Source organism: Spirosoma aerophilum (assembly GCF_054782495.1).
The window spans coordinates 599,810-625,924 of the sequence record NZ_BAAGSJ010000017.1 but is presented as its reverse complement, the minus strand read 5'-3'; the positions used below and the strand labels follow the sequence as shown (position 1 = coordinate 625,924).

General features: G+C 52.8%; 14 protein-coding genes. 3 read left to right on the top strand and 11 right to left on the bottom strand.

Annotation, left to right across the window (positions count from 1 at the left end; genetic code table 11):
• Positions 1–202 precede the first annotated feature (202 nt).
• The 6 genes from ACYVK4_RS24900 to ACYVK4_RS24875 form a co-directional block, all read right to left on the bottom strand.
• Positions 203–3,928 (bottom strand): sensor histidine kinase, encoded by a 3,726-nt coding sequence (locus ACYVK4_RS24900; RefSeq protein ID WP_461130278.1) that lies wholly within the window; start codon positions 3,926–3,928, stop codon positions 203–205.
• Between the two features lie 337 nt (positions 3,929–4,265).
• A complete protein-coding gene (locus ACYVK4_RS24895; protein WP_461130277.1) occupies positions 4,266–6,380 on the bottom strand; it encodes a PAS domain-containing sensor histidine kinase in 2,115 nt (704 codons plus the stop codon).
• A 258-nt stretch (positions 6,381–6,638) separates the two neighbouring features.
• On the bottom strand, positions 6,639–7,001 hold the full coding sequence (locus tag ACYVK4_RS24890) for an FEKKY domain-containing protein (protein ID WP_461130276.1): 363 nt from the start codon (positions 6,999–7,001) through the stop codon (positions 6,639–6,641).
• A 160-nt stretch (positions 7,002–7,161) separates the two neighbouring features.
• Positions 7,162–8,076 (bottom strand): helix-turn-helix domain-containing protein, encoded by a 915-nt coding sequence (locus ACYVK4_RS24885; RefSeq protein WP_461130275.1) that lies wholly within the window; start codon positions 8,074–8,076, stop codon positions 7,162–7,164.
• A 60-nt stretch (positions 8,077–8,136) separates the two neighbouring features.
• Positions 8,137–9,000 carry an SDR family oxidoreductase gene (locus ACYVK4_RS24880; protein ID WP_461130274.1) on the bottom strand — a complete coding sequence of 288 codons (864 nt, stop codon included), beginning with the start codon at positions 8,998–9,000 and terminating at the stop codon, positions 8,137–8,139.
• 229 nt (positions 9,001–9,229) lie between these two features.
• On the bottom strand, positions 9,230–10,114 hold the full coding sequence (locus ACYVK4_RS24875; protein ID WP_461130273.1) for an NmrA family NAD(P)-binding protein: 885 nt from the start codon (positions 10,112–10,114) through the stop codon (positions 9,230–9,232).
• 193 nt (positions 10,115–10,307) lie between these two features.
• Here ACYVK4_RS24875 and ACYVK4_RS24870 point away from each other — a divergent pair, with 193 nt between their 5' ends.
• Positions 10,308–11,558: a GDSL-type esterase/lipase family protein gene (locus tag ACYVK4_RS24870; protein ID WP_461130272.1), complete on the top strand. Its 1,251-nt coding sequence runs from the start codon at positions 10,308–10,310 to the stop codon at positions 11,556–11,558.
• Position 11,559: 1 nt separating this feature from the next.
• A complete protein-coding gene (locus ACYVK4_RS24865; protein WP_461130271.1) occupies positions 11,560–15,045 on the top strand; it encodes a PVC-type heme-binding CxxCH protein in 3,486 nt (1,161 codons plus the stop codon).
• Between the two features lie 98 nt (positions 15,046–15,143).
• Here the strand turns inward: ACYVK4_RS24865 and ACYVK4_RS24860 are convergent, their stop codons facing one another.
• From ACYVK4_RS24860 to ACYVK4_RS24845, 4 genes are all read right to left on the bottom strand, one after another.
• The gene (locus ACYVK4_RS24860; RefSeq protein ID WP_461130270.1) at positions 15,144–18,287 is read right to left on the bottom strand and encodes an efflux RND transporter permease subunit; all 3,144 of its coding nucleotides are present in this window, start codon (positions 18,285–18,287) and stop codon (positions 15,144–15,146) included.
• Between the two features lie 3 nt (positions 18,288–18,290).
• Positions 18,291–19,370 carry an efflux RND transporter periplasmic adaptor subunit gene (locus ACYVK4_RS24855; protein WP_461130269.1) on the bottom strand — a complete coding sequence of 360 codons (1,080 nt, stop codon included), beginning with the start codon at positions 19,368–19,370 and terminating at the stop codon, positions 18,291–18,293.
• Positions 19,371–19,399: 29 nt separating this feature from the next.
• Entirely contained in the window at positions 19,400–20,668 is a 1,269-nt protein-coding gene (locus tag ACYVK4_RS24850; protein ID WP_461130268.1) for a TolC family protein, read from the bottom strand.
• Positions 20,669–21,077: 409 nt separating this feature from the next.
• Entirely contained in the window at positions 21,078–21,770 is a 693-nt protein-coding gene (locus ACYVK4_RS24845) for a response regulator transcription factor (RefSeq protein WP_461130267.1), read from the bottom strand.
• A gap of 1,802 nt (positions 21,771–23,572) precedes the next feature.
• Between ACYVK4_RS24845 and ACYVK4_RS24840 the strand changes: the two genes are divergently transcribed.
• On the top strand, positions 23,573–23,998 hold the full coding sequence (locus tag ACYVK4_RS24840) for an SMI1/KNR4 family protein (RefSeq protein ID WP_461130266.1): 426 nt from the start codon (positions 23,573–23,575) through the stop codon (positions 23,996–23,998).
• Between the two features lie 844 nt (positions 23,999–24,842).
• Here ACYVK4_RS24840 and ACYVK4_RS24835 read toward each other — a convergent pair.
• Complete coding sequence (locus ACYVK4_RS24835; RefSeq protein ID WP_461130265.1) at positions 24,843–25,874, bottom strand: glycosyltransferase family 9 protein; 1,032 nt, start codon at positions 25,872–25,874, stop codon at positions 24,843–24,845.
• Between the last annotated feature and the right edge of the window lie 241 nt (positions 25,875–26,115).

Below are 26,115 nucleotides of genomic sequence, written 5' to 3'. Positions count from 1 at the left end.
TAAAAATAAGTTAGTCCGAAAATGGGGGACAAGTGTACCCAATAGACGGATAACTACACCAATAAACGGGACTGACGCCCACAGATAATGTATTATTTCTATATAATATAAACAAGATAGATATTCTTTTACCATTTAGTACATACTATTGGAAATATTTTTTACAAGTGTATTATTTACACTTCTTGATTCAGCCGTTTGATCAGCCTACCTGAGTATCAGGCAGAAAGTTGGGTAATACCGACTCAGAGGTTATCAGCGGCAGGCTTACCCGGAAGGTAGTGCCCTGTCGCTCCTGACTCCATACCGTCAGCTGACCCCCGTGGCACTCCACAAACTGACGGGCGATCACCAGACCCAGACCCGTCCCCTGAATGCCGTCTGTGTTGCTGGCCCGGAAGAAAGCCTCGAACAAAGACCCCTGCTCGCGGGCCGGAATGCCGATCCCCTTGTCGCTCACCTCCAGCACCAGGCAGGCGGCCTCAAAGCGAATCCGCAGCTGGGGCGGGGCCTGGACCGAAAACTTGAAGGCGTTCGACAGCAGGTTGAGCAGCACATGCCCCATCAGCTTGGCATCCAGGTCGACCCGCCGGGGCGTGCCTTCGACCACCACCTGGACGGTGCGCTGGTCGGCCCGGCCGCTGAAGTGGGTCTCGATGAGGCTCTCGCAGAGGGCCAGCACATCCTCCGACTTGGGAGCGTAGGTGATCTTGCCCGCTTCGATCTGACCAATCGTCAGCACGTCTGTCAGCAACGTGCTGAACTGCTCAATCTGCTTCTCAATGACGCCCAGGTGCTTCTGAACCGCTTTGCGGGCACTCGCCGTCGACATGTCGATGTAGAGCTTGATGAGTTCCACGCTGGACTGGATCGTGGCCAGTGGCGTACGGAACTCATGAGAAGCCGTGGAAACAAACTGCGACTTGAGCTGGTTGAGCTCCTGCTCCCGCAGCAGCGACTGCTGGAGAACGAACTCTTTTTCTTTCTGGCCTGTCACGTCGCTGGCAATGCCGATGTGGCGCAGCAGCTGGCCGGCCTCATCGCGAATGATGAAGGTGCGCACCAGCAGCCAGCGCACAGGACCGGCTTTGTCTTGGAGCCGGAAGTACAGCTCGCCCTCTACCCCCGTCTTGTACTGCTCGATAAAGGACAGTATGGTAGGTCGATCTTCGGGCAGTACCGTTTGAAAGAAGGAAAAAACATCCTTGTGAAAATCCTGAAAGGTGGTATTCAGGACCCGTTCAAAGGCGGCATTCACGTACATCAGGCGAAAGGGATGAGCTGAGTGGATCCAGAAGATCTCATCGACATTGTCGGCAATTTCCTGAAAGCGCTGTTCACTCTCCTGGAGCTGCTGCTGGGCGGCCTGCTGGTCGACTTTGGCTTGCAAGAGCTGCACGTGCAGGGCCTGGTCCTGGAGTTCTAGCCGTTGCTGGAGCACCTCGCTGGTACGGGCCCGTACCTGGTTCTGGAGGTATACCTGCTGGGCCCGAATTCGGTTGATCCGCAGAATATACGTGGCGTAGAACCCACCTAACAACAGCAGAACGACCAGCGTCTTGAACCACCAGGTTAGCCAGAAGGGGGGCATGATATGCAGGTTGATAAACGTCCCCTTTTCATTCCAGACACCATCGTTATTCGACGCTTTGACCCGAAACACATAGTCGCCCGGGTCCAGATTGGTGTAAGTTGCCGTCCGCTTGGTACCCGCCTGAATCCAGTCCTGATCGAACCCCTCCAGCTTGTAGGCATACTGATTATTGTCGGAGACCGTATAATTCAGCGCGGCAAAGGCGAGGGAAATAACCGATTGCCGGTAAGAAAGCGTAATGTCGCGGGTTTCACTGATGCTCTTTTTGAGGACGGACTGCTCATCCTGTACGTGTATTGACTGGTTGAACAGTTGAAAGTCGGTAATATAAACGGGGGGAATGAACGGATTGTCTCGCAGGCTGTCCGGATTAAAACTGTTTAGTCCGCTTAGTCCGCCAAAAAACAACTGGCCGCCCTGCCCTTTGTAGCAGGCCATCCGGTTAAAGGAGCTTTCCTGCAATCCATCGCTGACATCAAAATTTCGGATGGTGCGCGTAACGGGGTCAAAAGCGCTGAGGCCTTTATTGGTACTCAACCAGAGAATTCCCTGCTTATCCTCCAGTATGCCCTTGATCACTTCGTTGGCCAGCCCGTCTTCCTGTCGATAGGCCGTGAAGGTTTTCGTTCGGGCATCAAATTTATTTAATCCGGCGTTGGTTCCTACCCAAAGCTGACCCTTACGGCTTCGAAACAGGATATTGACCTGGTTGTTGCTGAGGCTTTTCGGATTCTGGTCCTGCTCGGTATACTGGATAAACTGGTTTTTAACGGGATCATACACGTTTACCCCGCCCCCATCCGTACCCACCCAGATGTTACCGGCCTCATCTTCCTGCAGGCTGGTAATGGTATGGTAGTTGAGTTGCCCGGGCTGATTTGGTTTGGCCGGGTAGCGAACAACCGATCCGGTACGTTTATCGTAGCGAATCAAGCCATCTTCGAATGTTCCCAGCCACATGATCCCATTCCGTGCCTCCAGAATAGCGCTGACACTTAGCGGTTTGAGGTTTGCTTTCGATTCAAACGTACCCGTTGCCCGATCAAATACGGTTAGGCCCCCTTTGTAGTTTCCCGTCCAGATACGCTTGTCCCGGTCTTCATAAATGGTCAGTACAAAATTACTGCTCACGGACGTGGCATACCGGCTTGTGTCCTGATAGGTTGTAAAAACAGACCGGCCTTTGGGCAGTACATTGATACCTCCGCCATCGGTACCCAGCCACAGATCGCCCCGCTGATCTTCCTGAATAGCCAGTATATTGTTATTGCTCAGCTTGCTGGTGTTACTCCGGGTGCGCTGGTAGAGCTTGAATTTGAGAGGGGTCGCATCGAGTTTATTAACGCCCCCCGAATAGGTACCAATCCACATGGACCCGATCGGGTCGCGATACATGGAGTAGATGGAGCCATTGTTGAGCCCCCGGCTGTTGTCAACCTGATAGGTATAATAAGAAAATGTACCATCCGGGTGCAGCAGGTTGATGCCCCCATTCTGCGTACCGATCCACAAATTATGGTTATTGTCCTCGGCCAGAGCCATCACATCATTATGAGTCAACTGGTTAGATCCGCCCTTGACCTGTTTGTAATGACTGAACGTTCCCGTCGATCGGTCCAGTTGGTTCAGCCCACCTCCTTCCGTACCCACCCAGAACCGACCCTTGGAATCTTCAAAACAGGTGGTGACCCGGTCATGGCTCAGGGATTGCTCTTTCTCAGGCTGATGCCGGTAATGAACGAATGCCTTCGTTGCCTGATCCAGCCGATTTAGTCCGCCCCCATCCGTACCCACCCAGATCATGCCGGCCCGGTCTATAAAAACGGAACTCACCCGATCGGAACTCAGGCTACCAGGATTTCCGGCCTGATGCATAAAGTGAGTGAAGGTTTTTTTCTGCGGATCAAAACGATCCAGTCCGCCCCCTTCCGTACCCACCCATAGATAGCCCTGAGCATCCTGCGCGATGGCCATGACTTTGTTGTGCGAGAGACTGTTTTTCTGTCCGGGCAGATGCTTGTAGTTGGTGAATGTTTCGGTGTTGGCATCAAACAAACTGAGGCCACCATGATCGGTGCCAACCCATAGTTGGCCGAGCTTGTCTTCAAAAAGCGCATGCACGTAACTATGGCCGAGACTGCCCGGTTTACGGGGATTATTTCGGTAGAGGGTGTAATTATAACCGTCGTATTTATTGAGACCGTCCTGCGTCCCGAACCACATAAAGCCTTTTCTATCCTGCAGGATAGCCGTTATATTGTTCTGAGAGAGTCCCTGATTTGTGGTAAGGTAGGTGAATCGGACGTTTTGCGGCTGGGCCTGAGTCGACAGCATTATCCAAAACCCGGCCAGGAAAAAGCAAAAGAAACGGACTAACATTGTCAATAAATCAGGGTAGCCTACGGTGGTATGTAATTGAACTTATAAAATTAACAACATATTATGTACATTTATATGATATGATATATAAAAAGAGAAATTATAGTCAATAAATTATAAAATAATGTCTATTTGTTACTTAAATAGTTATAATTGACACATATAAGCGCGTTAACTGGCTATCACACAAGTGGTTAATCCACTCATTGCGTCAGTTAACCGGTGGGCCTGTTGACCATGCGGGAAGAGATGTGAACGTTCGTCGTTAAGTCCCGGGCGGGTTTGTGGCGTATTAACCCGCATCATCCATGCCTTTCGGCAGATATATGCTAAAGGTAGCGCCCTGACCGGGTTTACTGCTGGCCCGGATGGCCCCCCCATGATTTGCCACTACTTTTTCGCAGATGGCCAGCCCAATACCCGTTCCGTCAAACTCATTTCGGCTATGAAGCCGCTGGAACACCTGAAAAATGCGATCCAGGTACTTCTCATCGAAACCGACGCCATTATCCGTTATGTCAATGCAGTAGTATTCGGCGGCCAGTCGGGTGGGCTTCACCCCGGTACCCAGCGCCTGGGCGGACAACACATCTGTCCGGATGTCAATTCGGGGTACTGCCGGAGCACCGGACCGATCGACCCGGCTAAACTTGAGGGCGTTGCTGATCAGGTTCTGAAAGAGTTGCTCCAGTTGGGAGGCATCCCCCAAAACACTCGGTAGCGGCTCGATCCGAATCTGCGCACCGGCCTCGGCAATGGTCAGGTCCAGCGTAGAGAGCACGTCAGCAACCACGTCATTCAGCGAGACAGCATCGCTCGTATCCCGCTGGGTGGAAATACGGGAATAATTAAGGAGGTCTTTTATGAGCGTCGACATTCGGCTGGCGGCCGACTGGATTCGGTCCAGATACAGCCCTTCTTCTTCCGATGTGGCCGCTCTGCGCATCCTTAGCAGATCGCCAAACTGCTGAATCTTGCGCAGGGGTTCCTGCAGGTCATGTGACGCTATATAAGCAAACGTTTGCAGATTATCGTTCGAGCGCATAAGCAGCCCGTTGGCCTCCGAGAGTTCTTCATTCAGTGCTGCGTATTCTCCGATATTTGCTTCCAGCTCCTCATTGGTGGCCTTTATTTCTTCATTGATGGCCGCTATTTCTTCCGTACGTTCCTGCACCTGCTCTTCCAGCGAGATGGAAAGGAATCGATAACGTTCTTCGCTGAGCTGAAGCTGCTGATGCGCCTGTATCTGATCAGTCACGTCATTAACTACCTGAAGCACGCCGGTAATACGCTGATCTTCGAAAAACGGGGTGTACGAAACGTTGAAGTAATGGGTTTGAAGCTGACCATTGTGCATCAGCAAAACAGGCTGCTGCCAGCCAAAATAAGGCTCCCCGCTTTGGTACACCTGCCGACAAGTCGCCAGTAAGGCCTGACCGCTCAGTTCAGGCAGGATCGTTTCCAGGGGTTTTCCAATACAGTCGATATTCCGCTCCATCAGGGTCAGCATAGCTGGATTGACCGTTTCCATCACCAGATCCTCTCCTTTCACCAGCAGGATGGCAACTGGAGCCTGCTCAACAGCCTGCCGAAATCGAGTTTCACTGGCTTTCAGCAACTGATCGGCCAGCTTTCGGTCGTGAATATCGAGTCCCGTCCCAACGATGCCCGTAAACCGCCCGTCGGCCTCATAGTAAGGCCCTCCCACAAATCGAAAATAGCGGTACTGGCCGTTGCCTCCTTTTACACGGGCTTCGAGGGAATAGGTGCTCCGGTTTGTTATGGCCGTGAGGTAACCCTGCAATAACCCGTCAAAATCATCCGGGTGAATAACGCCATCCCAGGCCCGGCCTAACGCCTGCTCGCGGGTCTGATTCGTATAGGCAAGCCAGCACTGGTTCCAGAACATGACATTAGCTTCCGTATCGGCCATAAAAATAATGGCCGGTATCTGATCGGCCAGGGCCTTAAATCGCTCGTCACGGGCTGGCGTCCGGTTATCTGGCGTGACGTCCTGAGCAATACCGGCCAGAGAAACGGGGTCGCCCTGGTGAGTAAACGTACACTGACCGGCCAATCGAACCCGACGCCACCCATGGTTATTTACGCCCGAAACCCGGCAGGTAACATCAAACTGACCACCCGACGCAGGATTCATCGCTCCCTGGATGGCCTGATCGACTCGCTGACGGTCTCCGGCCTGTATACACAGAAGGAGCTCACTGTAAGGGAGTTGATCCTGATCCGAAACCCCAAAAAATTGCTGACACGGGTCGTCCCAGTCAACGGAACGGGTGAGGGGGTCTAACACCCAGATACCGAGTTTAGCCGCCTGAAAAGCAAAGTCAACATCAAGTCGCTCGATGAGTTTCCTGCTGGTTTTGGAAGGCCGTTGGTCGCCGGTCATACACGTTGAGTTACTGGCTTGTCACACAGGTAAGGAGCGGAAGCCAATCCATCAGGTTAATCAATGGCCCGACTCCGGCGACAATTCATATAGTAATCCCAAACCAGAACACATTGTTTATCGCTCATATGTATTAGATCAACTAAACCCATACCCCGGCTCGTCTAAATCAGGCAACAGCCCGACGTTTCGGCGAGCCGATCAACGCACCGCAAGCGGGTTGGTTAGGGTCAGGTTGAGTAGCGCATGCCGACGCGATTAGCGGGAAGCCGTTAAAAACAGGACGTCCTTTCGTACCTGGGTTCGCCATGCTTTTCCATATTTCTTATCCAAATAGGCAAAGACGACCTCGCTATAGGCCCGTAAGCAACGATCCTCGGCAGGCCTTACACAGCCAAAATCGGCGTACGCGATGGAAAATTGCTTCTCAATGGCGGCATCGCCAGCCCGTATGACCGACACGATACCGCCCTGTAGCAGCAGTTTGGGTTTGCCATCGGCAATATCCCGCTCGGCAGCCTGCGCATTATAGCCTGAACACTGCTTTGCTTCCTGCCCAAATGCGCCCCAGCCGGTTGTTAGCAGGAGAACCAGACTTACGAATGTGGATTTAGTGACCATGATCGGACTGATTGAAGTGGATATGTAATCTGATCACATAACCTGCCTGCCTGTCAAAACATTGCGCCCGGCCACCGCTGCCTCATCAATTTAACATTTTGTAACAGTTAGCCGAAAAACAGGCGACCGATGCGGCACGCTGCGCCGGGTGCCGCCGGGCTTAGTTGAACGAATTCCGGAATTCCAGGGGCGATAGATGGGTCTTGTTCCGGAAGAGTTTACTAAACGACTGCGCATGTTCGAACCCCAGGTCATAGGCAATCTCATTCACGGTCAAATCGGTTGTCGACAGCTTCTCTTTGGCGGTTGCGATCAATTTGTCGTGGATGTGCTGCTGGGTACTCTGGCCTGTCAGCACCTTCAGAAGGGCACTCAGGTAATTGGGCGACACATTCAGGACATCGGCCACGTCCTGAACCGTCGGTAAGCCATTGGCGGCTAACGCTCCGCTGGTAAAGTAATCGGCCAGAACAGCTTCCAGCCGGTTGAGGAGTTTATGGTTGGTGATTTTTCGGGTGATGAACTGGCGATGGTAAAATCGGTCCGCATAGGTCAGCAGCAGATCCAGCTGGGCAATCAGCACATCCTGGCTGAAGGTGTCTATATTGGAGCGATACTCCTGATTCAGGTTCTCGATAATGCCCGTCACGATCGTTTCTTCTTTCTCCGACAGGTGCAGGGCTTCGTGTACCGCATAGCTGAAGTACTCATACTGCCTGATCTTGTTGGCCAGGGGCGTATTCCACAAAAAATCGGGGTGAATAAGAAGCAGCCAGCCCGTATGGGTCAGTTCAGTATTGGCCTCGATGGTAAACACCTGGCCGGGCGAAATGAAGATCATCAACCCTTCGTCGAAATCGTACTCCTGCTGACCATATTTCATCTTGCCGTTGAAATTTCGCTTCAGCGCGATGGTATAAAAGTCCTGGATGATACTGGTCGACTGGTCGCAGTCTAGTCGCTTGACATCATTGAAATTAACGACGCTGATCAACGGATGCTCCGGCTTTGGCAGATTGCGGAGCTGGTGGTAGTCCGTGATGGTTTTAATGCGGAGCGGCTGCAGGTTTTTCATGGCTAAGGAATAAACGGTGTAGGGGTGCGGAACCGTTCGCTGGTGTATCAAAAAGTGATCTTACGAAAACCCATAGAGTATTTTTAACCCGTCGTGGAGCAACGTCGGCTTTCGGCCGAGCAGGTTTTCCATATCGGGGCTTACCTCGTCTTCCTGCCCGTTTTTGATATCGGTCAGAAAGCCGATAACGCGCTGAACGATCAGATCGGGCACACCGCGCCCTTTCAGCTGCGATTCAAAAGTCGATGGCTCCGCCGGTGTATACGAAACGGTTTTGCCGGACAGATCACTCAATGCAGCGGCCACATCGGCGAAGGACCAGGCCTCGCTGCCGGTAAGCTGGTAAACTTTGCTACCCCTGCCGTTAGCGGCCAGTGCATTTGCCATCGCTTCGCCCAGTTCGACCCGTAAGGCAAAGGGTACTTTCCCCTGACCAGCGGGGAGGTGAATGCCCGTATCGAAAACGGCGGGGCCTGCGAACTGCGGAATGGCGTCCATATACAGCACATTCCGAAAGATGATGTAGGTCAACCCGCTGGCCATAATGTAGTCTTCCGTCTGGAAATGTCCTTCCATCAACGAGTTGGCCATCGTGCTTCGGTCTTTCAGCGTTCGGCTGGTGTAGGCAATCGCAGAGACGCCCGCCCTTTCGGCGGCATCCACTACGTTTTGGTGTTGCCGAAGCCGGTTGTCCTCATCCGTCCCGGCAATCAGCAGCACCTTGTCGACGCCCTGCATAGCCGCATCGAGGGAGGCTGTATCGTCGTAGGTACCTACCCGGATGCTGACCCCTCTTTCCTTCAGGGCAGCGGCTTTGTTCTCATCGCGCACAAAGGCGGCAACTTCAGAAGGAGGTCGCTGTTTCAGAAGCGACTGTATTGTGGCCGTACCGAGCTGGCCGGTGGCACCGGTTACAAGAATCATAGTTGGTTGGTTTGAGAAGGAACGCGCTCGTCGATAACGGGGCGGTTTCGTTGTGTGTAAAGTCAGTTATCCCTTATAGCAGGGCTCTCTTGTCAATAGAATTGAAATGCGGATTGAACGGATTTTAACGAATAAAACTGTCGGTCGTCTGATTTATCCGTTAAAATCCGTTCGATCAGCGTTCCGATTATTTTCATTAGTGGGTGAATCTATATTTTACCGGAAAGCCCTACCCTTTATAAACAGCCGCAAACTCCTGAACGAAATCTTCGAGCTTCACGGCACCCATCGTCTTGGGCGGATGCCGGTAATAGTCCGATGGCATGGCCCCGGTGCGGACGCTGGCAAACATCTCCACAAAACTGGTGGCCAGCTGTGGCGGTAAGCCGTTGGCTTCCATACCGGCTTGCATCTGCCCGTCCGAAATAACAGTCCAGGTCAGGTCGGGTTTACCGATGGCTTCGCCCAGCAGACGGGCAATTTCCGTTCCCGTTCGCTCATCACTGGCGATGTACCGCACGCCCGAGACCGGTTCGGGTGCCGTCAGCGCTTCAGCAGCGACAACGGCAATGTCGGCGGGGGCAACCATAACGAGTTTGTCATCGCCACCGTAGTTGGCCGCTATCATGCCCGCTCCTTTTATCATACCCACAAAGGCGTACAGATTGTAATAAAAGTAGGTCGGGCGCAGGTACGTAACGGCAACGTCCGGTAGCTGACCCAGCATACCCTCTACATCATGTGCCCCCAGAATAAGCCCGGTCCCTTCGTCCAGATCGGCGCCGTAGCTGCTCAGATATACCACGCGCTGAACGCCCGACTGCCCGATGGCCTGTACGTAGTTGCGCCCGATCCGCCCGTAATACGCCCGCACATCGGCGTCGGGGAAGTTGGGCGGCACCATCGCATACACGGCATCGGCCCCGGCAAAGGCCGTCGTCAGAAAATCAACGTCGGCCAGCGAGCCAATGGCGGCTGTTGCGCCCAGGGCTTCGATGGCGGGGCGTTTCCCGGGCTGGCTGCTGATAACCGTAACGCTATGCCCCTTTTGTACTAACTCCGTTGCCAGTGGCTGGCTGATGTGTCCTAACGAACCGGTGACGACAATTTTCATGTGTTTATTTTTTTGACAAAGGTCCGCAGTGCACAGCAACCCGATGGAATCAAATCTATTGTTGTTGTAGCCGAAACACCGATTGTGTTCTCCGTTTTTGAGTCACCGGGATACAGTAAGACTTTACAAATCTTCTCTTCTGGATAGAACACAGCCAACGGGTTGGTTGTGGGTTGATGTTGACTAAAAACGCATGAGAAAGATGACCGTATCGGCCATGCCCGGATACAGTTTGTTCGTGTTTCTGTTCCTCGCCTTCGGACTGGTCGTTGCCCAGAACAAGTCCCCAATGGCGACCGAATCCATAACTGCCCCGCTTGAACTCAGGAATGGCGACCGGGTGGTTTTCCTCGGCAATTCGCTGTTCGAAAACGATTTTCAGTACGGCTATCTGGAACTGGCCCTGACCACCCGCTGGCCCGACCGCGATGTTACGTACCGCAATCTTGGCTGGACCGGCGACAATGTATACGGTGTGGCCCGGAGCACGATCACCAACCCGCCCACGGGCTACGAGCTGCTGATGGAACACCTCACCAAAGCCCAGCCCACCCTCGTTTTTGTCGGCTATGGCGGCATCGAAGCGCAGGATGGCGAAGCGGGCCTGCCTGCCTTTAAAGAAGGATTAGCCAAACTCCTCGATAAAATTGATCAGCTGGGAGCCCGGGCGATATTGCTATCGCCCATCCCGATCCTGTCGGCCGATTCGGCGCAAAGCCTGGCCAAACGAAATGCCATGCTGGAGGTCTATGCCTCGGCCATTGCCAACATAGCTTCGGAACGCGGCAAGCGGTATATCGACCTGTTCAAACCCATTCAGGCCGTTGGGTCGCAAACACCCATCACGGACAACGGCATCCACCTGAATGAAACGGGCTATTACTACCTGACCACCATCCTCGAAAAAGCCCTCGGCATGGGACCCCGAACGACGCCCATCGCCATTTCCGCAACGAAACAGCCGGACATTTCGGGGCCTGCCAAACGGATATCGCCGGGCAATGCGACCGACAACCTGACCTTCACCATCGACGAGCGTTACCTGCCGCTCCCCCCGCCAGCCGACGGAAAGGCACTGCCCGATCAGGAACAGAGGCTGAAAATAACGGGCCTGAAAAAGGGGTTTTATACCCTCACCGCCGACAATGAGCATTTGATCACCGCATCAGCCAAACAATGGGCAGAAGGCGTCAGCCTAAAACAGGGCAGTTTATTTGAGCAAGCCCGCGAGCTGCGGCAGATGATCCTCAAAAAGAACGATCTGTTTTTCTTCCAGTACCGGCCCCTGAACACAACCTATATTCTCGGCTTCCGCTCCTATGAGCAGGGTCGGCATGCGAAGGGGCTGGAAGAGCAAAGTATTCTCATCAAGTGGCTGGAAGGACAGATTGCGGTGTATCGCAAACCCAAATCCAGCGTGTATCAACTTTCCCTTTTGAAGTAATATGAACGTAGTGAAACGTACCCGGCCCCTGAGGTTCTTCTACCGAGCGATGCTGTTTTCCGGCGTTCTGCTGATTACCTCAGCCACTTATCAGGACGATCGAAAAGACAATCCCGACCCCGACCCGCAACGGGAACTGGAGTCGTTTAAAGTCGCCGATGGCTTTGAGGTGACCCTGTTTGCCGCCGAGCCGCTGGTGGCCAAACCCATTCAGATGAACTGGGATGCCGACGGCCGCTTGTGGGTGGTGAGCAGCACGGCTTATCCGCACCTGAAAACGGGCGAACAGGCCAACGACAAGATTTTTGTGCTCGAAGATACCGACGGCGACGGCAAAGCGGATAAATCGACCATTTTCGCCGAAGGGCTGCTGACCCCCACGGGCATACTCCCCGGCGATGGCGGGGTATACGTGGCCAACTCCACCGAAATCCTGCATTTCATGGATACCGATGGGGATGGCAAAGCCGATAAAAAGCGCCGTATCCTGAACGGCTTCGGCACCGCCGACACCCACCACCTGATTCACACCTTTCGCTGGGGACCCGAGGGAATTCTGTATTTCAACCAGTCGATCTATATCTACAGCCACGTCGAAACGCCCTCCGGTATCAAACGGCTCGAAGGCGGTGGCGTCTGGCAGCTGAAACCCAAACACCTCGAACTGGACATTTATGCCAAAGGGCTGGTCAATCCGTGGGGGTTGCAGTTCGACCGGTGGGGGCAGTCGTTCCTGACCGACGGGGCCGGTTTCGAAGGGATCAACTATGCGTTTCCGGGGGCTACGTTCCTGACCTCGCCGGGTGCCGCCCGTATTCTGCGGGGCCTGAATCCGGGGCAGCCCAAACACAGCGGGCTCGAAGTTATTTCGGGACGGCACCTGCCGGAGTCCTGGCAGGGCAGTGTGATTACCAACGACTTCCGCGCCAACCGTATCAACCGGTTCAGGCTGGAAGAGCAGGGCAGCGGCTATGCCTCCAAGCAGGTCGAGGATCTGATGTGGACGGATAATGTCGCCTTTCGCCCGGTCGATATATCGGTAGGGCCGGATGGGGCCATTTACGTGGCCGACTGGTACAACCCCATTATTCAGCATGGCGAGGTCGATTTTCACGATCCGCGACGCGATCAGCAGCACGGCCGCATCTGGCGCATCGTTGCTAAAAACCGGCCGCTGGTCAAGAAACCCGCCCTCACGAAAGCCTCGGTCAATGAACTGCTGGACGCCCTCAAACTACCCGAAGACTGGACCCGCTCGCAGGCGAAGCAGCAGCTAAAGGCGCACGGAGCCAACGAAGTGATTCCGGCACTTCAGAAATGGGTGCAGGAGCTGGACAAAACGAACCCCGATTACGAACACCACCTGCTCGAAGCCCTGTGGGTTTATCAGACACTGGAGGTCGTCAATGAGCCACTGCTGCTGCGGCTGCTGAACGCCGACAATCACAAAGCCCGGGCGGCCGCCTTACGGGCACTGGAGCTGTGGTATCCCAACCTGACCAACGTTCCGGCGCTGCTGGCTAAAGCCGTAAGCGACAAACACCCGCAGGTGCGGATGGAAGCCGTTATTGCCCTGCGGAAAGTGAAAACGCCCGAAGCGGTGCGGACAGCGTTGTCGGTGCTGGACAATCCGATGGATGAATTTCTGGATTACGCCCTCTGGCAAACCGTTCGAGACGGAGAATCCCTGTGGGCGGGCCGACTAAAAGAAGACCCCGGCTTTCTGGGCGATGCGCGAAAAACCGTTTTTTCCCTGAAGGCCGTGAGCAGCCCGGAGGCCATTTTGCGGTTAAGACAACTGTATCAGCAGGGTAAAGTGCCGGAAGATTACCGAAAAGAAGCGCTCGCGTCGATTGCGAAGTTCGGCAGTGCGGCTGATCTGGGCGGTCTGTTTGGAAAAGAGATACAGGTTAAAGGCAGTTCGGCGAATGAGGTGGCTATGGTACTCGGTACGCTGGAAGAAGCCGCCCGCCGGGGTGTTAAACCAGCCGGACAACTGGACCGGATCACGGACTTTATCGACAGCGACGACGAAGCGGTGGCCACTACTGCCATTCGCCTGATCGGACTATGGCACCTGACCGACCTGAACAATACGCTGGTGAGTCTGGCTCAAAAAGGCGACAAATCCATCCAGAAAGCCGCACTGGGCGCATTGGCAACCCTCAACAACGACAACGCCCGAACCGCCCTCGTTGGCCTGACGACCGGAAAAAATCCGACCGATCTGCGGCTGGCAGCGGCTTCGCAGCTGGTAGCGGTCAACACTACCGATGCCGCCCGGATCAGTGCCGACCTATTGCGGACGTTACCGGACCAAACCGACATTACGGACCTTTTCAAGGCGTTTCTGGCCAGCAAGCCGGGGGCTCAGGCGCTCGCCGACGAGTTGACTGCCCGCCGGATACCCGAAAAAATGGCCCTCGCCAGTCGGCAGGCGTTACAGCGCAACGTGCCCTACAACCGGCGCAACAGCGACGACATCAAGCAACTGGCGAAGGCACTGGAAGCCTCGGGCGGGGTGCTGCCTGCCGAAAAAATGCCGCAGGAGCTTTCGGCGCAGGACATTACCAGTCTGGCCAAGGTGGTAAAAGAGACCGCCGACCCGGTGAAGGGCGAGATGGTGTTCCGAAAAAGCTCGCTGACCTGCCTGACCTGCCATGCCATTGGTGGAGCCGGGGGGCGCATTGGCCCCGACCTGAGCAGCCTCGGCACCAGCTCCCCGGTCGAGACCATTACACGCTCCATCCTCTACCCGAACCTGTCCATCAAGGAAGGCTACGAGCTGCAGCGCATCGCGAAGAAAGACGGCAGTGAACAGCTGGGCTATCTGGTAAGCAACGGCACCTCCGAACTGGTGATACGTGATGTGACAGGGCAGGAGATTTCCATTCCGAAAAGTCAGGTCAACGTCATTGAAAAAGTACCGGGGTCGCTGATGCCCGCCGGGTTAACGGCCAATCTCGACAAAGAGGAATTCATTAACCTGCTGGGTTTCCTGTCGAAAATGGGCGAATCGGGTAAGTTCCGGGTGCCTACCGCCCGCTTTGTGCGTCGCTGGAACACCCTGTCGACGACGAAGGAACTGGCCCGCAAGATCCGGGACGAAGGCGTTGGAACAGTGGTAAAGGACAACACAAAACTGGCCCTGCAGCCCGCCTACAGCAAAGTATCCGGCGAGTTGCCGATCGACGAGCTTCCCGTCATTGTGGCGAGCAAGCCTTACAGCATTGTTCGGTTCGACATTGAAGTGGTCAGCAAAGGCAACGTGAGCCTGGGTCTGAACAAAACGGATGGTCTGACCGCCTGGGTCGATCAAAAGCCAGTCAAACTAACGGGCAGCGCCCTCCTGGCCGACCTCCCGCAGGGCATTCACACCTTTACGCTAGCCATTGACCGAACCCTGTACAAGGACGGGCCACTCAGCATTCAGCTGCTGGATACCGACAATTCACCCGCGCAGACGAGACTGGTAATGGGTCGGTAAGCCGCCTGAGTAGTTGTCAGCATACCTCACAAATAAAACGTGACCGGAAAACCCGGTCACATTTTGTATTACCCCTCATCCAAAAAATCACTAATCCATCAGCCAACCTCACTGGCGACCAGCCGTCGGGTTTCGCGGGTTGTTTTCTGGTTATAGAACAGGCGGTAGATGATGGGGAAAACGAGCAGGGTCAATACCGTTGCCGTTATCAATCCACCAATCACGACAATGGCCAGCGGCTTTTGTGTTTCGGAGCCAATGCCCGTTGAGACGGCAGCCGGGAACAACCCGATGGCGGCCATCAGCGCCGTCATGACCACCGGCCGGATGCGCGACTGTACCCCCTCCCGAATGGCTACGTCGAGGGGCATACGTTCCTTTCGGTTGTTGTTAAAGACCGACACCAGAATAACGCCGTTCTGTATACAGATGCCGAATAGGGCAATGAAACCCACCCCGGCCGAGATGCCGAAATTCATGCCGGTAGCGTGCAGGGCCAGAATACCCCCAATCAGCGCAAACGGGACGTTCAGCAGCACCAGCCCGGCATCTTTGGCATTGCCGAACGTGATGAACAGGATCACGAAAATAGCTGCCAGACTAATGGGCACCACTTCCCCGAGCCGCCCGGTAGCCCGCACCTGATTTTCGAACTCACCCACCCAATCCACCGAGTAGCTTTTTTCAGGATGGAGTTTTTCGCGTACCCGCTGCTGGGCTTCGGCAATGGTGCTGCCCAGATCGCGGCCCCGGACGGAAAACTTCACGCCGATGAAGCGTTTGTTGAGATCCCGGTAGATGAAGGCCGGACCGGTGATCTGTTTGATGGTCGCGATTTCTTTCAGCGGAATTTTACCGCCCCCCATTGTGGGCACCATCAGTCGCATGATGTCGTCTTCACTCTGGCGGTACTCCGGCTGAAACCGAACCCGAATCTCGAATTTGCGTTCGCCTTCATAAAGAATAGACGCGGTTTTGCCCCCAATTGCCATCTCGATCACGGCTTGTGCATCGGCCGTCGAAACGCCGTAAAGCGCCATCTTGTGGTCGTGAAACAGCACACTCATTTCGGGCTGACCTACGTTTCGGATGATACCCAGATCCTTTATACCCTCCACATTCTTGATGGCGTCCATAGCCTGGTTGGCGTATTTCTCCAGCTCATAGACGTCCGGCCCGAAGATCTTGATGCCGTTGCTGGCTTTATACCCCGCTACAGCCTCCGCCACGTTGTCGATAATGGGTTGCGAATAATTGTACAGCACCCCGGCATAGTTTTTCAGCTTCGCGTCCATCTCATCGGTGAGCTGCTCGTTTGTTAGTGCGTGACCCTGCCGCCGGTCGGGCCACTCCCCTTTCGGCTTGAGGTCGACCTGAAACTGGCAGAAGTAGAAGCCGTTGGGGTCGGTGCCGTCGTTGGAGCGGCCCACCTGCGAGAGCACCTGTTTTACCTCGGGAAAGGTGTTCAGGTCCTGCCGGATGGTTTTGGCCATGTCCACGCTCTCGGGCAGCGACATGCTCATGGGCAGTTCGGCGGTAACCCACAAGGCCCCTTCGTTCAGCTGCGGCAGAAATTCGGTGCCCAGCATGGTGGAGGAGAAGAAGGTGGCGATCATGAAGCTGATGGCCCCGATCAGGCTCAGTCGGCGGTGGCGGAAACACCAGCCAAAGCCAGCCATAACGATTCGGTCGAAGAAGTTGACTAGCGGATTTTTCTTTTCCCGAACGTTCTTCTTCAGCAGAATGGAGCATAGCACCGGCACCAGCGTCAGGGTGAATAACAGAGCCCCCAGCAGCGCAAACCCCAGGGTCCAGGCCAGGGGCGAAAACATCTTTCCTTCAACTTTTTCGAAGGAGAAAATGGGCAGCAGCGCCGTGATGATGATCAGCTTCGAGAAGAAAACGGCTTTGCCCAGTTCACCCCCCGTTTTTCGGATCAGGCCGAGCTTGGCCATGCGGTTGTAGCGGGGCATCCCTACCCGGTGCGCCAGGTGATCGAGGGTCACGAAGATACCCTCGACCATGACCACGGCCCCGTCGATGATGATGCCGAAATCGACCGCGCCCATCGACAGCAAATTGGCCGACATACCCCGGAGCCGGAGGCACATGAACGCAAACAGCAGCGCCAGCGGAATGATGATCGACACGATGAAGGTTGTGCGCCAGTCGGCCATGAACAAAAACACAATCACCGTGACCAGAACAATGCCTTCGGTGAGGTTGTGCAGCACCGTCTGGGTACAAAACTCGATGAGGTTATCCCGGTCGTAGAAGGTCACCATCTTCACGTCGGAGGGCAGCACGCGGGTGTTCAGCTCCTCGATCTTATCCTTCACGCGGGTCAGTACCTCGCTGGGATTTTCGCCCTTGCGCATGACGATGATCCCTTCCACTACGTCGTCATTATTGTCCAGGCCGACCTGCCCTACTCGGGGCAGATTCGACTCAGCCACCTCTGCTACGTGTTTCACCAGCACCGGATTGCCGCCCGCTTCCTCGATCAGGATGTTTTCGATATCCGCAATGGACGTGAGCAGCCCGATGCCCCGCACCACATACGCCTGCCCGTTCCGCTCAATGACGTCGCCCCCGACGTTGATGTTGCTGCGGGTAACGGCCTGGTACACATCCAGGGGCGTTATGTCGTACTTGGCCAGTTGGGTTGGATTGACCCGTAGTTCATACATTTTGTCCCGACCGCCAAAGGCGACAATGTCGGCCACACCCGGTACACTCCGCAGCTGCCGGTCAACGACCCAGTTTTGCAGGGTGAGCAGCTCCTGGCTGTCGCGGTCCTTGCTTTCGAGGGTGTAGCGAAATATCTCGCCCGTAGGGCCGTAAGGCGGCTGAACGTCGGGCTCGACACCATCCGGCAGCGACACGTTGCGCAACAGGTTGTTGACCTGCTGCCGCGCGAAAAAATCCTCGACGCCATCGTCGAAGATGATCTTCATGACCGACAGCCCGAACATGGTGGTTGAGCGGACATTGCTTTTCCGCTGAACGGAGTTCATGGCTACCTCGATGGGCACGGTAACGAACCGCTCCACCTCTTCGGCCGAGCGGCCGTTCCACTCCGTAACGACAATGATTTGGGTGTTTGTGACGTCCGGGAAAGCCTCCAGGGGTGTTTTCAGGTAACTGAACACGCCCGCAATGACCAGCACCGCCGTCATGAAGAAGATAAAGAACCGGTTCTTCAGCGAAAAACCGACTACGCTGCTGATGAATTTGTTCATGAATTAATTGTTCAGCGCGTTGTAGACCAGCAGCTGATTTTTGGAGATGACTTTTTCGCCCGGCTTGATGCCCTGGCTGATGTAGGCGACATCGCCCAGCGATTTGAGGACACTTACCTCACGCGTTTCAATGTCGGTACGGCCCCGGAACACCATGACATACTGTTTCGAGCGGTCGAAAATCACAGCTTTCGAAGGCACCGTAGCCAGTTGACCGTCCTCCTCATAGCGCAGGGTAACGGTGGCATGCATTTCGGGCCGGAGTTTCATGCCCTGATTGTGCAGCCGGATACGCACGGTCATGGCTTTGGTCTGCGGGTCCAGCACCGTGTAGATCTTATCGACATGGCCGGTAAACCGGTCGTCGGGATAGCTCAGCGTCTGAACGGAGGCTTGCATACCCGTACGCACGCGCCGAATATCGCTTTCGTTGACGCTGGCCAGCACCCATACCTCGCTGATCTGCCCAATGGTGAACAGGTTATCGGCATTGTCGGAGCGGAGCTGCATGTCGCGGTTCACGTTCTTCTCGATCACGTAGCCGTCGATGGGCGCTTTCACGGTATACATCGGCCCGTTGGCGATTCCGTATATCTGCGACACTTCACTTACCCGGTTGGCTTCGGCCTGGGCTTTCTCCACCTCTTTCTGAGCCGCCACCACCTCGCGCTGGGAGGTGAGTTTGGTTTCCAGCAGGTCCTGGGCCACCCGCAAGTTCTTCTCGGCCACCAGCAGATCGGACTGAGCCTGTATGCGCTGCCGTTTCAGATCGGCCACCTCACCCGACCGGATGGCGGCCAACGTCTGCCCTTTCCGAACGTAATCGCCCAGTTCGACCTTCACATCTTCGACGTTGCCGCCCACGAGCGGAAACACCTTGACGACCCGATTTTCGTCGGCGACAATCTTGCCCACGAGGGTCAATTCACTACGCACGGGCTGGGTAAACGCGCTGTCGAGCCGGATGCGGTGCATCATCGTGTCGGACAGCATGAAGGCCTGCGCTTCTTCGGGCGCTGATTTGGGGGCACACGAGCTGACGAACGCCAGACAGCCGAGTGCAAACAAAACCGGAATTTTCATAAGAGTGAGCATCAGCCAGGCGGCTGCTTTTAGTTGAACAGGTCTTCTCCAAGGAGGTAATTCAATTCTTCGTAGGCACTGACGCGGTCGACTTTCAGGCGGTTGAGCTGGCTGACGCTGTCATTATAGGCTTCGACCAGATCGACAAATTCCAGCAGGGTGATGTTGCCTTTCTGAAAGCTGATGACAACCCCCTGATTGAGCTGGTCGAACTGGCTGGCGAACGACTGTTCGACGGTCTGCACGCGCTGTTCCACCTCCCGCACCTTTTGCAGGGCCGTAGCCACCTCGTTCAACACCTGATTGGCTTTTTGCCGCTGCAGCTGCGCCTGATAACCGATCTGGCTGCGGGCCGCCCGAATGGCTCCCTGATTGCGGTTGAACAGCGGAATATCCGTCGAGACCGACAGCCCGACATAGTTCTGAATGTAGCTGCCCGCCTGGTCGTAGGCCGCGCCCAGGCGCATGTCGGGCACGGCCAAAGCGCGTTGCAGATTGTGGTTTAGTTCGGCCTGCCGCGTAAGCGACGCGGCAGCTTTCAGGTCGGGTCGATTGCGCAGGGCCACTTGCTGGAGGGTATCGTCGGGCTGGTTAGGTAAGCGATACAGGGCCAGCGTTTCGTCGGCAACGACGGGCCGGATGGGCTGCTCCACGGCCAGCATCGTCCGAAGTGCCCGCTGGTCGTCGGCGAGCTGAAACACAATGGCCGTCCGGTCGTTGCTCAGTTGAAACAGCAGGGCTTTTAACCGAAGCAGCTCCCGCAGCGACACGTTCTGGCGGGTGTACTGCACGTCATAAGCCGCCACCGTCGTTTGCAGTGTAGCCAGTTGCTGATCGAACCGAGCCAGCGTTTTCTGCTGAAAATAGATGGAATAGAACCGGCTGCGCAGGTCGAATCGAAGGCCGCGCAGGAGATCTAGTAATTCGAACTGGGTCAGCCGGGCGGTTTCCGTGGCCAGTGCAATGCGTTTGTTGCGTTTGCCGGCCGTGTAGAGGAGTTGCTCGATGGCCAGCGTTTTCTGTCCCTGTCGCCCTACATCCAGCACCCGCCGAGCCTCGTTATTGTAGGCACTTAGCTCCAGCGTAACCGTCGGGTTATCGTATAAACTGGCCTGTAGGACCTGCGCCTGGCTGGCGTCGATGCGGAACCGCTCGGCCAGCAATAAAAGGTTATTTTTAACGAACAGGCTGTCGGCCTGGCGAAGCGTTACGGTCAGCGAATCCTGGCCGACCAACGTCTGCGCCCATCCGAAACCGGTACTCAGAAAAACAAAAGTCAGTGAAAGAAGCAGCCGCATGCGTGAGTTGATGTACGGCTACAAAGGTCAGGCGGCCCTATTACAACAGGCTTACAGCCCGATTAGAAGTCTTATAGAAAATGATTAGAAAAAACTTAGAACCCGAAATGGGTAAATGCGAGCCTGCCACTGGTATTCGTCCACAGTAGAAACTTGAACAAAAGCTGGCAATTATGTCTGGGTCAAGCTCCGGCTTGGCCGTCGAACTATAAAATGAAAGGCCAAGCCGGAGCTTGGCCCAGACATTGCGTGATGTCAGATGCTTACATCTGACGAGCGAGGTTTCTTAAAACCTCGTTTTTGTTCGATTTTAAGGAACCGACGTCACAGCAAGCGGGTCGCTCCCGCATCATCTGCACGATAAAAACTGATTAGTAGCCAGTTGGTGAATTTTAAAACGGCGTTAGGGCTAATCATCTTTCAGCACATACCCCATTCCGGATCTTGTATGAATCAGCTTGGGTTCGAAGTCGCGGTCGATCTTTTTACGCAGGTAGTTGATATACACCTCTACGACATTGGTACTGGGATCGAAATTCAGGTTCCAGACGCGTTCGGCAATGTCTATTTTCGACAGCACCCGCCCCCGATTCCGAATCAGGTATTCCAGAAGGGAAAACTCACGAGCTGTCAGGTCAATCAGGGTATCGTCCCGCCGAACTTCGCGGGTGTCAGCGTTTACGGTTAAGTTGGCTATTTGCCAGATCGACTCCGGCGTTGTGGCCGTTTGCAGGAGCAGCGCTGACCGGCGCAGGCAGGTTTCGACACGGGCCACCAACTCCCGAAAATCGAACGGTTTCACCACGTAATCATCTGCCCCCAGCCCCAGCCCTTCTATTTTATCTTCTATTTCACCCAGTGCGGTGAGCATAATAATCGGCAGATGCGGCTTCACGGCCCGAACGCTGCGGCACACCTCAAAGCCATTGATGCCCGGCAGGTTAATATCCAGGATCACCAGATCGACGTCGGACTGTATCACCATCTGCCGCCCATTATCGCCTTCATACACCACTTCGGTGGCATATCCTTCCTCCCGAAGCCCCCGGCTTATGTTCTGGGCAATTCGGCGGTCGTCTTCAATAATTACTACTTTATTCATTTCCTAACGTTGTCAAAACAGCCTGCATTGGCAGCGAGTCCGTAGCGCACTCGCTGCCAATGCAGGCTTTCCAATGCTTTAAATTGGCTGCTAGTTAGTGAATGATTTGGTGTTGAGTAAGTTGATTAGTGATTTCTAATGTAATTCTAAGTACTTTCTAAGCCGGCGGGAAGCGGAAAAAGATCGACGTTGGATTCGTGAAGTACTTTCCATTCGCTTTTGGAAAACTCAGGCAGGAACCTCATCAAGAGAGACAAAATAGCAAGAGGCCGAAGAATAAGTATACCCGTCCCCAATGCTTTGACGAGCGCTGTTAGGCATTGCATAAATAGTAGAAAAGTGCAAAATTAGGCTATATCCAGTGTGTAGTTGGTTTTGAATTATTTTTAGAGATGTTTTATACATTACGTGGCTGTTGCAAAAGTTGATAGCCTTGCGAATGGGTTCCTTCTAAAAGAATTTTAGCCATTGCTTTTAGGCTATTCAGGGACAATTACTGACGGCCAACCGATTCCCTGTTGACCCGTGCCAGTTGGGTTACTTTGTTTAAGTTTCTGGATGAGGGAATAATAAACTACTCATGAACAACTTCCTCAAGCTGGCTCAGCCTTCAAAAGGGTCAACTATAAATTTATAAGCAGACAATGTGAAGCAGTATTTTACCTTTAAATAAAGCACTATTGCTTTTAGAATCAATACCTTGTACAATGACTAAATTGGCAGGCAGTTTAGTCATTGCAGGCCTAAGCGCCTATTCCCCATCATAGTTTAAAATAGTCTACACCATGAAAATAATTTCCCTAAAAAAAGCGCTGTTCGGTCTTTTGTACCTTGCTTTGGCCGCGCTGCCCTGGTCTTGCGCTGATCATCGAATTGAGCCTTCTGTACTTGTAACCTGTAGTTGCCGCTATCTTTTTAATGATCCGGGAGATCATGGCTCGGAAACAAGAACGATGGAGTGCCCTGGCGGACGTTACACCTGTATATGTGGCGATCTAGCCTACAGAGGTGGAATTCGTGAATTTAAATGCAACTAAGGGAGCTTGTCTTACCTCAAAGGTTGCTCCTGATTGGCCATTATATCGGGCGTATGCCCAGGGCTTAGGGTAGCCAATGGCTAAGAATTTGTGCGTAGCTATAGTACAACTGCACTCCAACTAGGCTGTACTCACTACCTGATTGATTTTATTACATACTCATCTACTTTTGCAGCGGCCACGCCACTTATACAACAGGTTAAATGAGCAATGACCGGCATTCTTGTCAAGCTCCTTTCTGCTAACCCGTCACGGCCCAACGGACTGTATGTGTACAGAGTTGTTGAAAGCTAAAATTGGTGGCATTCTTTCAAAAGTTCATGGTCGTTTTAGGGTAACTAACGCTCAGTCATATAGCCAGTATTATTATGTATTCGCTTTATTTAATTGTATTATTTTGTGTTGATTAGCATAGCATTGATTATACAACAGCTTTAGACTATGAAATGACAGTTAGTTTGGAAACGGTTCTACAAACGTATGAGTCTCTATTGGGCAAGCGACTTACTTTTGACCAAGCTGATCGATGGGCTTGGAACATGATGCAATTACAAGACGCTGGAGAACTCATCTATGAACCATCAGCTAATGAGGAGTTAATTTGGGAGCTAATCATCTACTTATACGCCATTGATATGCCCAGTATCAGTGATAGAACTCATTTTGGCAGAGCAGATGTAGATGTAATTAACTTCCTTAAAGAGAAAGGGGTTTATAGGCTATAGACTAATACAATGCCACTTATACAACAGTTCCAGCTTTTCAATGAAGGCCTTTATTAAAGAATATTTCTCGCACTTCGAGAATGATTCAGCAACTGTAGAATCAGCAATTGTAGAAGAAGTTGGCAAACTGGAAAAAAGATTACAAATAGATCTGCCTTCTGACTACAAAGATTTTCTGATACACTTAAACGGATTTGAAGGCGAAGTGGGTAGCAGCTATACTGTATTCGAACCTGTCAGCAAAATTTATGAATTGACCCAAAATTTTTGTGCAGAATTCTTTCCTTGGGCTATCTATATTGGTTCAAATGGCAACTTAGAGATGTTTGTAATTGATAAGCGTACCTACCCACGCAAATTTGGACTTTTATCTTTCGTCGCTGATGATGAAGATTTCATTATCTTGGGTGAGACTTTTGAACAATTTCTATATAGACTGAGAAAAGGTATATCTTTTGAAAATTAGAAAATTCGTATAACATAAAGTAAGTGGCTGGTGCAAAAGCGGGATCCGTATCCGCATGGAACAGCTTTAACAAACGGTATTTTTGGCTGGATAAAGGTCTGGACCTGATCGACCCACCAAGCTTTGCTAACCGATTCCACCCCTCTACAAGATAAAATTACTTAGCTGGCAGCGGACTTCGTCGCTCTGTTTACTGATGCAACAACTACGAGCATTTTGTGAGACGGCTAATCAATAAGTAGTCAGCCTCAAATTTCATACTTCGGTAAACTTATAAGAGATTTTAAAACAAAAAGGGGATTGATATACTTCATTTGATTCTGTTACTAAATAGCTAAAGACAACGAGTGGTCTTTAGTGTGAAATTGTGGGAGAAGTATCTATCCAGCCATCCCGTTTTGATTCCTCCATATAAGTACTAGTCATGCCTATCGTCAGGAAAGCTATTGTAACACTAAAATATCCGCTGGCTCTGCTAACTGGTACGATTCTATCTGCTTGTTTTCCTAAACTACCGGGTCCTTGTTATGACTGCCAGATTATAGAGACCATTCAACTTACCAACCAGTCGTTAAGCAAAAGAAGTACTGCCTACACAGAAGTATGCGATTCATTGGAAGCTGTGAAGTTTATCAACCGGAATACACTTGCCAAAACGACTCCAATCGGCATAATCGATCAGCAAGAGGTTTATAGTATTCGTATTCGTTCGGCAACCTGTGCTAAAAAGTAAAGCGTAAATCTGATTATCCTGGCTTTACATAAGTGCCGTGGCGGTTGCAAAAGGCTGAAAAGGAGCTTGGATGCTAAGGCTTACTACCGAAGTTGAACAGCTACGAACTGACTACCCCATTTGATAGCACAGTTGTTGCTGAACAGCATCCCTCACCCAGGTATAGGGCAGGTCGGCACAGGGATGGCCATAATCATTTAGAATAGTGATGCCTTCACCACGCTTGTAACGCCCGGAGTAGGGCATATAGTCAACAAAATCGTAAAGCTGACCCAGCAAAATTATCCCGTTTGTGCCAACAGCATTAGCCATATGAGCCGGGCCACTGTCGATACCAATGAACAAAACGGCATTTCGGATTACTTCGGCCGTTTCCAGTAAGCTGAGCTGTCCACACAAACTACGGAATTTCGGATTTCTTTCTGTTATCACAGACGCAAGACCAACCTCAACAACTGAGTAGGGATACGTTTCCAGAAGCCACTTCACTAACTGATTCCACTTATCGGCTGGCCAGTCACGGGCAACATGACTGGATTGACAGTGAATAACAATAGGCGGTCCGGAAAAGGCAAGCGAAGCAACTCGTTGTCGAATCGGGTCAGGGATATACATGTGAGGATCGGCTGTCATCGCTGGCAAGCCGGCCGCCTGCGAGAATATATACAACAGATCGCCCCTGTGGTAATAATTATCAAACGTAAGATCTATGCTATCGGCCGTTGGATTTATTGGATCGTCTGGACAGTACTTACATTTCCGGTGCGAAATATGCATGTTGTAGACTTCGTCGAAAATGCCCGAACGTAACAGGTATATACGTTCGCCGGGACACTTCTCGGTCAGGAAGTTGTCCAGAGAAGGGTGATGAGCAACCAGATCAAGATACTGTTTACGGACAACCCAAATAATGTACCCATTCGGATGGAGTCGGCGCACCTCACGAGCCATCGGCTCACAGGCGATAATATCCCCCATTTGTTCCGATAAAACGATAGCAACCAAAGGGCGATCTCTTATCCGTAATTTTATCCAGCGCAGATAAACGTATTTATAAGAAAAAGACCACAATTTGCCCAGGATGTGCATGTACTTGAAATAATGATGCGTCCAAATCGCTCTTCTGACCGACCACGAAACCATAATGTTAAATGTCAAATGCCGCAGTTATTTCATTATAAGGATACTCGGGTTTGCATGGCTATGTCTGCCAGCGAATAAGATCAGCCTGTGTTTTGCAGCTCACAAAACGATATAAGCCATGATCTTCTTTTTGTTATACAATCTCAGTTATGCCGGGCAACAACACGTAACCCAGTTAAATATCAACTTGTATCCAATAAACTTAATATACAATTTTACATTTATTGTCGCTAAAAATAAT